The sequence below is a fragment of the Pseudoalteromonas sp. T1lg23B genome (genome assembly GCF_002964665.1).
Taxonomy (GTDB): domain Bacteria; phylum Pseudomonadota; class Gammaproteobacteria; order Enterobacterales; family Alteromonadaceae; genus Pseudoalteromonas.
This window is the reverse complement of the sequence record NZ_PQBZ01000034.1, coordinates 1,064,712-1,077,920: the sequence shown is the minus strand read 5'-3', so window position 1 is coordinate 1,077,920 and position 13,209 is coordinate 1,064,712. Positions and strand designations below refer to the sequence as shown.

Sequence of the window (13,209 nt, the reverse complement as noted above, 5' to 3'; positions counted from 1 at the left end):
GTAGCTGAATGTCAGATACTCCAACAGACGGCGACAAAAGCAATAAGCTCTTGTACTGCTCTTTTTGTGGTAAGAGCCAGCACGAAGTACGCAAGTTAATTGCCGGTCCTTCGGTATATATTTGCGATGAATGCGTCGAACTGTGTAACGACATCATTAGGGAAGAGATCAAGGACATTGCACCCAGACATGATACGGGTGACAAACTTCCTGTTCCGAAAGAGATTAGAAATCATTTGGATGATTATGTTATCGGCCAGGAACATGCTAAAAAAGTGTTGTCTGTAGCGGTATACAATCATTACAAAAGACTACGTAGCCAAGGCTCAAAAAATGATGTTGAGCTAAGCAAGAGTAATATTTTGTTAATTGGTCCTACAGGTAGTGGTAAAACACTACTTGCTGAAACACTAGCAAGATTACTTGATGTGCCATTTACTATGGCCGATGCGACGACCTTGACTGAAGCGGGCTATGTTGGCGAAGATGTTGAAAATATCATTCAAAAACTTCTGCAAAAATGTGATTACGATGTAGAAAAAGCGCAGCGCGGTATTGTCTACATTGATGAAATTGACAAGATTTCTCGTAAATCAGATAACCCTTCCATCACGCGAGATGTATCTGGTGAAGGCGTACAGCAAGCTTTGCTTAAATTGATTGAAGGTACAGTTGCTTCGGTGCCACCACAGGGGGGTCGTAAACATCCTCAGCAGGAATTTTTGCAGGTTGATACGTCAAAAATCTTGTTCATTTGCGGTGGAGCGTTTGCTGGTTTAGATAAAGTTATCGAGCAACGCAGCCATAAAAATACCGGTATTGGCTTTGGAGCAAATGTTAAGTCGTCAGATGCTTCACGTTCTTTGAGCGAAACGTTCAAAGATGTAGAGCCAGAGGACTTAGTAAAATACGGTTTGATCCCTGAGTTTATTGGCCGTTTACCTGTGGTTGCAACGTTAACTGAACTTGACGAAGATGCGTTGATCCAAATCTTAAATGAGCCAAAGAATGCGTTGACGAAGCAATTTGCAGCGTTGTTTAAGATGGAAGACGTTGAATTAGAGTTCCGCGAAGATGCCTTAAAAGCTATCGCACACAAAGCGATGGAGCGGAAAACTGGTGCGCGCGGTCTTCGTTCAATTGTTGAAGGAGTGTTGCTTGATACGATGTACGAGCTACCCTCTATTGATAACGTCAGTAAAGTGGTTGTGGATGAGACTGTAATTAAAGGCGAATCTGATCCTATTCTAATTTACGAAAATAGCCCTCAGGACAAAGCTGTATCTGAGTAAGCTTGTGAATAGTGTAAAAAGGAGCCAATGGCTCCTTTTTTTATCAACGAGTTGAACTTTTTAATCACTATCCCCATATAGACCGATATAAATAAAAATTAACGAAGTGTGAAGAGAATAAAATGACGCTTGAGAGAACGGATCGAGTTGAAATTCCTGTGTTGGCACTGCGCGATGTAGTCGTGTACCCACACATGGTGATCCCGCTTTTTGTAGGTCGAGAAAAATCGATAAAGTGCCTAGAAGCGGCGATGGAAAATGACAAGCAAATCTTTTTAGTTGCGCAAAAAGACGCAACGATTGATGACCCTAAAGCTGATGAAATATACGATGTAGGCACAATTGCAACGGTATTACAGTTGCTCAAGCTGCCTGATGGCACAGTTAAAGTACTCGTCGAGGGCACTCAACGTGCAAAAATTGAAGAGTTTCTAGTAACTGACGATTATTTCTTAGCGCAGGCACAATTCCTTGAATCGCAAGATATTGAAGAACAAGAACAAGATATATTTATTCGCAGCGCGGTGAGTCAGTTTGAAGGCTATGTAAAGCTGAATAAAAAAATCCCACCTGAAGTGTTAACGTCAGTATCTGGTATTGATGAGGCCTCACGTCTTGCTGATACCATGGCCGCACACATGCCTATCAAAGTGCCTGAAAAGCAAAAAGTGTTGGAACTCAGCAGTGTCACTGAGCGTTTAGAGTACTTAATGGCGCTAATGGAAGGCGAAATAGACTTGCTACAAGTCGAGAAGAAGATCCGCTCGCGTGTGAAGAAGCAAATGGAAAAATCACAGCGTGAGTACTATTTAAACGAGCAGATGAAAGCTATTCAAAAGGAACTCGGTGAATTAGATGATGTGCCAGATGAATTTGAAGCGTTGAAAAAGCGCATCGGCGAAGCACACATGCCTAAAGAAGCTGAAGAAAAAGCACTTTCAGAACTTAACAAGTTGAAAATGATGTCGCCTATGTCAGCAGAAGCTACCGTGGTTCGCTCGTATATTGATACGATGATAGGTGTGCCATGGAAGAAACGCTCTAAAGTGAAAAAAGACTTAGCAGGTGCGCAAAAAATACTGGATGCAGACCACTACGGCCTAGAAAAAGTTAAAGATAGAATCATTGAGTATCTAGCTGTCCAACAGCGTACTAATAAACTTAAAGGACCGATCCTTTGTCTCGTTGGACCTCCAGGGGTCGGTAAAACAAGCTTGGGTCAATCAATCGCACGTTCCACTGGCCGTAAATATGTTCGTATGGCGCTGGGTGGTGTGCGTGATGAGGCTGAAATTCGTGGTCATAGACGTACTTATATCGGCTCAATGCCGGGTAAGCTGATCCAAAGTATGAGCAAGGTGGGTGTGAAAAACCCACTATTCTTGCTAGATGAGATTGATAAAATGTCATCAGATATGCGTGGAGACCCTGCATCGGCTTTACTAGAGGTTCTGGACCCAGAGCAAAACAGTACTTTTGCTGATCACTATCTAGAAGTGGACTATGACTTATCGGATGTCATGTTTGTAGCGACCTCTAATAGCTTCAACATTCCAGGTCCACTGCTTGATCGTATGGAAGTAATACGCCTGTCTGGATACACAGAAGACGAAAAGCTAAATATTTCCAAACAGCACCTTATCCCTAAACAAATCAAGCGTAACGGTTTGAAAGAAGAGGAAGTTGTGATTGAAGATAGTGCCATCATTGGTATTATTCGCTATTACACTCGCGAGGCAGGGGTGCGTAACCTAGAACGTGAAATTTCTAAATTGTGCCGCAAAGCTGTAAAGAACATCCTGTTAGATAAAGGTATTAAGCAGGTTGTTATCAATCAAGACAATCTAGAGTCATTCCTTGGTGTACAACGCTTTGATTACGGTAAAGCTGAAGATGGTGATCGTATTGGTCAAGTAACGGGTCTAGCATGGACCGAAGTCGGTGGCGACTTACTTACCATTGAATGTGCAGCGGTGCCAGGAAAGGGTAAGTTGACGCATACCGGCTCGCTTGGTGATGTAATGCAAGAGTCGATACAGGCTGCGATGACAGTGGTTCGCAACCGTGCTGAAAAGCTGCGCATTAATAGCGACTTTTACGAAAAACGAGATATCCATGTACACGTACCAGAGGGCGCTACGCCAAAAGACGGTCCAAGTGCAGGTATCGCGATGGTGACGGCGTTAGTTTCGAGTCTAACAGGCAATCCTGTTCGTTCAGATGTGGCTATGACCGGTGAAATTACTTTAAGAGGTGAAGTGTTACCGATCGGCGGATTGAAAGAAAAGCTTCTGGCAGCGCATCGCGGTGGTATTAAAACTGTAGTGATCCCAAAAATTAATGAAAGGGACCTAAAAGAGATTCCACAGAACGTACTAGAAGGGTTGGATATTCACCCAGTTACTTGGATTGATGAGGTATTATCATTAGCCTTAGCCAATCCAATTGAGAGTTTTGCCGTACAAAGCGACAAAATTGAAGAAAAAGTCTAAAAAAGTGCATGAAAGGGCTTTTCAAATTGAAAAGGTATGTTAACTTAAGCACTGGTTTCAAGCCTAGCCCTTATGTAGCCTAGGCTTGATAAAGATTTCCGAATTAGAGAGTCGCTGTGATGTCTCTAAATTAACAGCAAAAGTGGTATTCTTTTATATAGTCAGACCATTTTTGATAATAACAATGTAAGAGGATGATATTGTGAATAAATCTCAATTAATCGATCAAATCGCAGCTGATGCTGATATTTCTAAAGCGGCTGCTGGTCGTGCTCTAGATTCATTCATCGAGTCAGTAACTGGCGCCCTAAAAGACGGTGATTCAGTAGCACTTGTTGGCTTTGGTACATTTTCAGTACGTGAGCGTGCTGCACGTTCAGGCCGTAACCCACAAACTGGCGAGACAATTCAGATTGCTGCAGCTAACATCCCATCTTTTAAAGCGGGTAAAGCATTAAAAGACGCTGTTAACTAATCCACTTCGGGATTGCAAACGCGGCTTTACGTTGCTTCACAACTTTTAAATTGTAAAAGCCGTGAACAGCTTCAAGAAAAAAAGCGTATCTGATAAGATACGCTTTTTTTACATTAGCGATTAACTTCAAAGCGCAGCATGTGCTTTGGCTTAGATAAGAGAAGAACAAATGCTTGAAAAGATCAGAGAAGGGTCTCAAGGCCCAGCAGCCAAAATTATACTTGGCCTAGTCATCTTGTCTTTTGCGTTAGCAGGGATTGGTGGTTACCTAGGTCAAACCACAGAGCAACCTGTAGCAGAGGTCAATGGCACAAAAATTAGTCAAACTGAATTTGCTCGCGCCTATCAAAATGAAAGAGCAAGACTTGAACAACAATTTGGCGAGTATTTCACACAAATCTCAGCTGACCCAGCGTATATGGCACGTATTCGCGAAGGTGTGGTAGACAGATTGATACAACAAGAATTACAAAACCAACTAGCACTAGAGTTAGGCCTTCGCGTCAGCGATGAGCAAGTTAAAAATGCCATTTTAGAAATGTCGTATTTTCAACTTGGTGGTCAATTTAGCAATGACCGTTACTTACAACTTATTCGTCAGATGAATTTTCAGCCGGATACTTTCCGTGAATACTTACGTGAGGAAATGACAAGAAATCAGTTAGTAACTGCCGTAGCAGGGACTGACTTTATGCTGCCGTCTGAACTGAAAAACGCTATTGCTTTACAGCAGCAAACACGTGACTTGGATTACCTCCTGTTAAACAAAGGCAAGCTTGCTGACAAGGTTGAAGTTTCTGAGCAAGAAATAAAAGATTATTACCAACTTAATCAGAGCCAATTCCAGTCTCCTGAGCGTGTTGCCGTTCAATACTTAGAATTGAAAGCAAGTGACATCGCTCCAGCGAAAGAGATTTCTGAGCAAGACGTATTGGCTCATTATGAAGAAAGTAAAAATCAGTACACTGCGCCAGAGAAGCGCCGAGTATCACACATTCTAGTAGAAGGCAGTGTTGATGATGCACAAGTGCAGCAACGAGCGCAGGCGATACTTGACGAGTTAAAAGGTGGAGCTGACTTCGCAGAGCTTGCACAAGAAAAGTCTGATGATATCGTCAGTGCAGAATTGGGCGGTGATTTGGACTGGATTGAGCGTGAAATGATGGATCCTGAGTTTGAAGCTGCTGCGTTTGCACTTGAAAATGTAGGGGATATCACAGATGTGGTTGCATCAGAATTTGGTTTGCATGTGATCAAATTAACTGATATTCAGCGCGAACAAGTTAAACCTTTTGAAGATGTGAAGGAAGAATTGCGTGCTGAGCTTGAGCGAGCTGAAAAAATTGATGCGTTCTACCAGAAGCAAACCGAAGTTGCTGAGCTTGCGTTTGAAGTTGCTGATAGTCTTCAAGATGCGGCAATTGCTGCGGGTGTTGAATTGAAAGCAACCGAGTTGCTTGCGCGTAACATGTTGCCAGAGCCTTTGAATTCTCCAGCTGTAAGCAGCGCTATTTTTACACCAGAATTGTTAGAAGACCGTGTAAATTCGGAAGTGCTAGAAGTAGGCAGTGAACATATCGTAGTCGTTCGAGTAAAAGATTATCAGGCTGCAGCGGCTAAACCGCTTGAGGAAGTCAGTGCTCAGATAAAAACTAGACTGGTAAATGAAAAAGCATCTTCATTAATCAAAGAACACGCACAAACTTTATTTGCGCAGTTGCAAGAGGGCACATCACTTGAAGAAATAGCTTCCAGTGAAGAGTTAGAGGTGCAATCTGATAAAGCGCTAAGTCGTCAGTCATATAGCCTTGCGCCAGCGATCGTTAGTAAAGCATTCCAACTACCGCACCCAGCGGAAGGTCAACCTCAGTTCGCAATGGTTGAGTTAAATAATGGTGATGCGGCCTTGCTGAAACTGAACGCTGTGACAACGCCAGAATTGAGTGATGATATTGACGCTCAGCAAAAGCAAAGCGTTACGATGGCTCAAATGAATCAGAACTACAATGCATTAGTGGACGCACTAGAAGCGCAAGCTGAAGTAAAACGTCCTAAAATCAACGTAGCAGAAGAAAATTAATCTATTAAATAGTCATGAAAAAGGCGCCGGTTGGCGCCTTTTTATTTGCTCTTCTACAAAGCCCTTATCTAACTTCAGAGGCCAGCTTTAATAGGTGGGCGCTAAAGGTTAGTCCTCGACGTTTGGCATCCGTCAGATTAACTCTAAAACTCAAGTTGTTTGCATCGGCAATCAAACCAATCATAGCGCCTTGACGAAACCCTTCACTGGTGTCAGCAACAACTAAGATAGGAGATTGTTCTATCTGGCTGAGCCAATATTTAGTTTGCTGGCGATTTTGTTGACTCAAAAATAGCACATCACACTGCTTTACTTGCTCACTACTTGGCATCTCTAGAACAGAGCTAGTTTGTTGCAAGTTTTGAGCATACAGTAGTGCTGAGACAGCTTTGAACAATTCATGATTGCCAACCACGCAAAATTGTAACGAATGAGGCGGTGGAGGCGGCCACTTACTAAATTGACTAAAGCGATACAAGAAAGCTGCTTTGAGTTCGTTCTCACTGAGGTTTTGTCCATGACTCGGTAGCACAGACAAAAGCAAGAGTAAAAATAAGCAGGCTTTTATCATTGTCCCCAACTCCAATTTATGGACAAATGAGCTTGCCGACGTTGTTGCACATAAGGGATTAAGCTGTCATCAAGAATCTCGGTAATTTTTTTATCTGTGATATTACGTATCCCAAGCGCGAGCGACATATTATTAAAAGGCTGCCAGCTAATACTGACATCATGGCTAGCAAAGCTCGGCAGTGTTTGAAAAAGTACCCTCCGCTCACTTACTACATGAGAGTTAATGCTAAAAAGTATGTCAGGTGATCCAATAGGTGCGCTAAACCTAAGTTGACCTATAAATTCGGGAGAGTTTGCCACTTTGATGCCGCCGCTAAACTCAGAGTGCTGAAAGGCTGCACTTGCAACCAAAGAAACCCCGTTAGCCCAGCGCTTATCAAAGCCTAGCTCTAATCCCTGACTTTTTAGCGGAATGGTATTGACGTATATAGGGGTTAAAATAGCCTGACTAATTAAGTTCTCTATTTTTGCCTGATATGCGGTGATAAATGTGGACAATGATGGAGACCAATTTTGTACAAGACTGGCTTCGTTGTAGTGAGTGGATTCGTTTTCTGGTATGGGCAAGTCAAACGATGTATTGGTAAAATGTTCTAAGAAGTTGGCAACTCTAAATGCCCGACTATGGCGTAGCAATAGCTTATGCTGAGGTGTCCAATTGTATTTTAACGTATAGCTCGGAGACCAACGTGGTGTGCTCGAATCTGAATCATCATAGCGCAGTGCCCATTGTAATTGTAACTTATCGCTCCAGCGCCATAAGTCTTGTACATACACACCATATCGAGATTCATCTGCGAGGAAATTGAGCTCCGTGGGCTCGGGAATAATGTACTGTGCCATGAATTTTTTTCTATGATCTCGTTGATAATCAAAACCGAACATCAACTCGTGATCCGCTAAACCGAGAAAAATTAGACGGCTGTCTAAATTGCTCCAGCGTCCTGAGTTAAGGCGCTGCTCATATAACAGAGCGCCGCTTTCTAGAACAACGGGAAGTCGACGCGTAAAGTCATTACCATGTGTGGAAGCATGTAAATACAGCTCAATATCATCAGATATTCGATCATCAAAGCTGACACTCAGTAAGTATGATTCATTATCTACTTCTGCATTAAGAGGGCGGACATTAGGGTCAAACGCAAATAAGTCAGGATATTGTCGTTCACGCTTCGACCCTGCAGCTTGGATTTTAAAGCCTCCATTTTGATGGTTCAGCATTAGCCGCGTACTTTTCTCCTCATTTAAGTGCTGCCATTTTGCTAAATGCGGTGGAATATTGATAAGCGGATATTGAATGTTGTCTAACTTGGTTTGACTCAAAGAAAGCCAGCTATCTGAGCCCGAGTCTGCCCGTATTCCACCGGTTATTCTAGCGTGCTTGGCTTTGTTGTTAGCCACAGATACCGAGGTGTTGATACCTCGTAATTTGGAAGATGTTTTAGTGACAATGTTAATAACACCAAGCAAGGCATTATTACCGTATAGCGCGGCTGAAGCGCCTGGTGTGTACTCTACGCGCTCAATTAGTTCGACATCCACAAAAAATTCATGTCCAACGAGTCCTGCATCAAGCAAGCTTTCATTAATACGCGTGCCATCCAACATAAAGAGAAACCGAGAGTTAAAATCACCAGGGCGACCAATCCCTCTGGCACCAATATAAGTAAAAGCGGAGTCTTCGCGGGTCGTAATGCCCACGAATTGAGCGAGAATGTCGGCGAGTGAGCGCAAGTTAAACTGCTTTATATCTTTATCGTTAATTACATGAGTGACCGCCATACTATCGCTACTTGAGCGGGTAACGCGAGACGCTGCGGAGATTTCAGTATTGGCTGGCAACTGGTGTAATTGTTGGTTTAGTAAATCTTCAAGCTCAGGTAATACCTCTTTACCAGCGTCATTCTCAGGTTTGTTGCTGTTATCAGCTAGTGTGCCAGCGGTTTGTGCTGTAGCAGCGGAAAACCAGAACAGTAGCAGAGCTAGCAATGCCTTATTCATGCTGAAGCCTTCTTGTTGTATACCTGAAAATTATTTTTGCCAGCTCGTTTGGCCGCATACATTGCATCATCGGCGCAGTTCAGCAACTCCATCGGTGAGCAGGTATCTAGCGGAGTGTAGGCGAGCCCAATACTGATCCCTATGGGCATAATCGTGTCTTTTATGACGATTGGTCTATTTATACTGCTGACGATACGCCCTGCCAAGCGCTCGGCATTGTCGGTAGATTCAATGTTAGGAAGCAGTAGTGCAAATTCGTCGCCGCCAAGTCGACATAACAGATCATTGCTGCGTATGATGGCACTGATCCGTTTTCCTACTTCTATCAGGGTGTCATCGCCTGCGTCATGACCGAAATTGTCATTAACAAATTTAAAATTATCTAAATCAATAAACATTAAGCAGCTTAAGGGAGCTGAGCCGCTCGACTCTGTGGTAATTTCTTTGAGCATCGTATTGAGAGCCAACCGATTAGGCAGGTTAGTCAGAGGGTCAGTTTTGACCATTTGTTTGAGCTGTAGCCCTTGCAATTGCTCCTGCTCGAGTTGTTGACGCAACTCAGCTTGGGAAATATCCACGCGTTTGAGCAGCTCATTAAAGCTTCGGGTTAGAATACCAATTTCATCGTTACGGACCACCTTTGCACGTAGTTGAAAGTCATGTTCTCTTGATACTTTTTGAGCCAATTCAGAGAGTGATAACAACGGTCTTAACGCGCTTCTTTGCACCTGAGATAGTAGCAAGGCTGATATGGTAAACAAAACGCTAATGAGTACTGCCAACATTAAAATGAGTCTAATAAACCAATACAGCATGTTGGTAAGGTCTATCACCATGATTAGGTCGCCTTCCACTTGTCCTTTGAAAGAAACTGGGTGATAAAGCATCATTTTTACGCCTGAATATACTATATACGGCTGCTCTGCATTGTGTTGATAAATCTCAGGGGGCGGGATAAAACTGGGTGCACTGTATTCGCTGAAAACATCTTGGCTGGTGTTACGTAGCGCGATAAAAAGTACGTCTTTTTGCGCGCCTACAAGGGCTAATTCACGCTGCGCGGTGTCTATGTCGCTAAATACTAGCATGGGCACGATATTATGAGCGAGTTGGGCAAGGTTCACTTGTGCGGTTTCGGCGTGACGATCTCTTACGACAAACCACAGTAATATCGTTGTTAAGGTGAATACCAAAACCATGCTCGCTGCCATTACTGACATGTTAAGTTGAGTTAACCTTCTAACAAGAGACATGGTAGGAAATTGTTCGCTCAATCGTACCTCACAAAACAAATCTTTGTATTGTCTTAACAAATATAGATTAGAGATCTTTAAATGGCAGTAAAATCCCTGTGATTTACTGATAATTTATTGAATTTTTATTAATTGATAGGGAAGGGATTAACAATAATGGGAGAGGGTAAAGGGTAGAGATGAAATGCGTGCTGGCGAGCAAGGTTGTAGTGTTAAGGTGTTGCAGTTGCCTCTGTCATAGCGCAACTGCAAGGACGACTTGCCATGTACTTACTAGGCTTGAGCGTCACGACGAAGGTTAGATAATTCATCAATCAACTCGAGTAACTCAGGCTCAAATTGAACAATAGGTTGAGATTGCTTTAACGCGGTTTCCAATACCTCTGCTAGGCTCTTGAGTTTGGGCACTCCGGTGTAGCAGCACGCTCCATGGAACTTGTGAATCGCACTTAGTAGTGTTTGAGTATCCTGCTGTTCATAAGCCGTTTCAATTGTTTCCAGTAAAGGGCTTAAACCATCTAACAACATGTTTAACATCTCTAGTGCCAGATCAGGCTTTCCGCCAGCATGTTGTAAAGCGAGTTGCCAATCCAATAATGGGCTTTCAAAAGGTGCAACGCTATGTTCATTGACCACTTTACTCTTTTGTTTACTAACTGGAGCGCTAGAGCTGTAGTCGCTTATCGTCTGTCGTAACATATCTTCATCAATAGGCTTAGTTAGATAACCTTTAAAGCCATCTTTTAATAGTTGTTCTTTTTCTCCAGATAGCGCGTGGGCTGTTACCGCGATAATGGGTGTATCTTCATTTAATGAAGATTCTAAAATTGTTTTGCAGGCGGTGATACCATCCATGATTGGCATTTGTATATCCATAAAGATCAGGTCATATTTATGTGTCTTACATAATCCAACTGCTTGAGCGCCATTATGAGCGGTATCTATTAATTCCACCTGTTCTTCAAGTAGTGTTGATAGCAGTTTTAGGTTGGCATCATTGTCATCAGCAATGAGTACTTTCATGGGGAGTATCTGTGTATCACTTTCTTCAATGGCGATACTTGGGTGGTCAAGTCGATACGGTGCTGCCAGTACTTCACATAATTTACGGTGGTTTAGAGGTTTACTCAAGCAGGCATCTGCGCCACTGCCAATCAGTGACTCTCGCATGTTATGTGAGATAGTATTGAGCATCAAGTAAAGATAATCGGCAGCGCCACGGGCCTTAGCAATGTAGCTCTTCACCAGTTGCATATGTTCAACACTGGCCATATTGCCAATGAGACAGATATCGAAACTGAACTCTTTCTCCAATGCTGCAAGAAATGACTGCTCATCTTCGCATGAAGTGATTTGCATATCCCACTCTTCCAGTTGAGAGACCACCGCAGCATGGGTATGGCTTTGTGGCTCAAAATAGAGAATCCGCTTATTGGCTAGAGAGCTATTAGGCAAATCGTCGTTGTAAATCCGATTGGGCAGTTCAAAAATTGCGTTAAAGGTAAAGCAAGTGCCATTTCCTGGGGCTGAGTTGAGCGTGATCCTACCCTTCATCGCTTCAACGATATGTTTGGTGATGATCAAACCAAGACCCGTACCACCGAACTTGCGGGTAATGCTGGAGTCCGCTTGTGCGAACGGGGTAAACAAGGCATCTTGTTTGTCCATAGCAATACCAACACCCGTGTCGCTTACAGATACAAGTAATGATGCATGAGAGTCATCAAGTAAGCGGTATGAGACATCAATCTTCACAGACCCTTTTTCGGTAAATTTAATCGCGTTGCTGACAAGGTTTATGAGTACTTGCTTAAAACGAGTGGGGTCGCCAACTAGGTTGTCAGGCACTTGGCGGTTAATCGCTATGGATAACTCGAGATTTTTTTCATGCGCGCTAGGGGCTAGCAAGGTCATTACTTCATTGACGGCATCACGTAACTGAAATTGAATGCTTTCCAAGTCCATAGCGCCAGCTTCGAGCTTCGAGAAGTCCAAAATATCACTGATAATTGTCAAAAGACTATTTGCTGATAACTCGATGGTATCCAAATAATCTTTTTGGTGTTTATTCAACGGTGTTTTGTATAGTTGACGGGTAAAGCCAATCACCCCGTTTAGTGGTGTTCTCAACTCATGACTCATCTTGGCAAGAAAGTCTGATTTTACGCGGTTAGCGTCCTGAGCTTCTCGTTTGGCTATGTTTAACTGAATATTTTGTGTTTCGTACTGTTCAAGCGTTTCTTTATAATCACTAGTGGCTTGGTCGATATGCTTTTGCATTTCGTCACGCTGACTGATCATTTTCTCATTAATGGTGTTGAGACCCTGACGCAATAGCTCAAACTCACCTATCATCTCATGTTCAATATCAATGTCTCGTTTACCTTCTACCAGCTTGTCAGTGGCGAGCAGCAGTGCTGACAAAGGTTGGGTGAACATTTTGCTGATCCGCAATGACAAAAATGCAGCAAGGAACAGCGCAAACAAAATGATACTGCTACTCCAAATCAGCGCCTTTTGTTGGGATATCAAGGCCTGATTTTGGCTTACTTCGATTGCCAGAATCGCCAGTGTTTTTGGATGTGTAGTATGCCAGCGATCCGACTGTTTCGAAAAATGTTTGATGGGTGTAAAGAACACGAAAGAGTCATTGAGTTTCACTAACTCTGTTTTGTGTAACTGAGAAACGTCACCGAAAAAATACAATTGCTCAAATTTTGAGTGATAGTTGCTGGTTAATAGCAGCTGATTATCTTGGTCAAATAACGCAATACTTTTTATCAAAGGAGAATGCTTGTTGTGTGCGGTACTGATAATTTGGTGTAATGCGGCTCTATCATGTTTGAGCACGGCCTGTTCTGCTGCTATTGCCAAGGGCTCAGAAATACTACTACCTTGCTGATAGAGAATTTCTTCAAGCTCAACATAGCGATTTACTGTAAAATATCCACCAAGTATTAAGCCTATCAGCACTGTGGGAATTATAGTTAATGCAAGAATGCTGTCACGAAGACTAAGTTTGGTCATGTTGGGCAGTGAGCAA

At 42.9% G+C, this 13,209-nt stretch carries 8 protein-coding genes; 4 read left to right on the top strand and 4 right to left on the bottom strand.

Annotation, left to right across the window (positions count from 1 at the left end):
* The first annotated feature begins 8 nt into the window (after positions 1 to 8).
* From clpX to ppiD, 4 genes are all read left to right on the top strand, one after another.
* Positions 9 to 1,292, top strand: coding sequence for an ATP-dependent protease ATP-binding subunit ClpX (gene clpX, locus C2M32_RS13335; protein ID WP_105168848.1), 1,284 nt, complete (start codon positions 9 to 11; stop codon positions 1,290 to 1,292).
* 122 nt (positions 1,293 to 1,414) lie between these two features.
* Positions 1,415 to 3,784 carry an endopeptidase La gene (gene lon, locus C2M32_RS13330; protein ID WP_105168847.1) on the top strand — a complete coding sequence of 790 codons (2,370 nt, stop codon included), beginning with the start codon at positions 1,415 to 1,417 and terminating at the stop codon, positions 3,782 to 3,784.
* Between the two features lie 202 nt (positions 3,785 to 3,986).
* Entirely contained in the window at positions 3,987 to 4,259 is a 273-nt protein-coding gene (hupB, locus tag C2M32_RS13325) for a nucleoid-associated protein HU-beta (protein WP_010371157.1), read from the top strand.
* A gap of 169 nt (positions 4,260 to 4,428) precedes the next feature.
* Positions 4,429 to 6,339 (top strand): peptidylprolyl isomerase, encoded by a 1,911-nt coding sequence (gene ppiD / locus C2M32_RS13320; protein ID WP_105168846.1) that lies wholly within the window; start codon positions 4,429 to 4,431, stop codon positions 6,337 to 6,339.
* A 64-nt stretch (positions 6,340 to 6,403) separates the two neighbouring features.
* Here ppiD and C2M32_RS13315 read toward each other — a convergent pair whose 3' ends face one another.
* From C2M32_RS13315 to barA, 4 genes are all read right to left on the bottom strand, one after another.
* The gene (locus C2M32_RS13315; protein ID WP_105168845.1) at positions 6,404 to 6,910 is read right to left on the bottom strand and encodes a YfiR family protein; all 507 of its coding nucleotides are present in this window, start codon (positions 6,908 to 6,910) and stop codon (positions 6,404 to 6,406) included.
* Positions 6,907 to 8,913 carry a TonB-dependent receptor plug domain-containing protein gene (locus C2M32_RS13310; RefSeq protein WP_105168844.1) on the bottom strand — a complete coding sequence of 669 codons (2,007 nt, stop codon included), beginning with the start codon at positions 8,911 to 8,913 and terminating at the stop codon, positions 6,907 to 6,909. Before C2M32_RS13310 ends, C2M32_RS13315 begins: the two co-directional genes overlap by 4 nt.
* The gene (locus tag C2M32_RS13305) at positions 8,910 to 10,112 is read right to left on the bottom strand and encodes a sensor domain-containing diguanylate cyclase (RefSeq protein WP_234401294.1); all 1,203 of its coding nucleotides are present in this window, start codon (positions 10,110 to 10,112) and stop codon (positions 8,910 to 8,912) included. Before C2M32_RS13305 ends, C2M32_RS13310 begins: the two co-directional genes overlap by 4 nt.
* A 327-nt stretch (positions 10,113 to 10,439) precedes the next feature.
* A complete protein-coding gene (gene barA, locus C2M32_RS13300; protein ID WP_105168842.1) occupies positions 10,440 to 13,193 on the bottom strand; it encodes a two-component sensor histidine kinase BarA in 2,754 nt (917 codons plus the stop codon).
* Between the last annotated feature and the right edge of the window lie 16 nt (positions 13,194 to 13,209).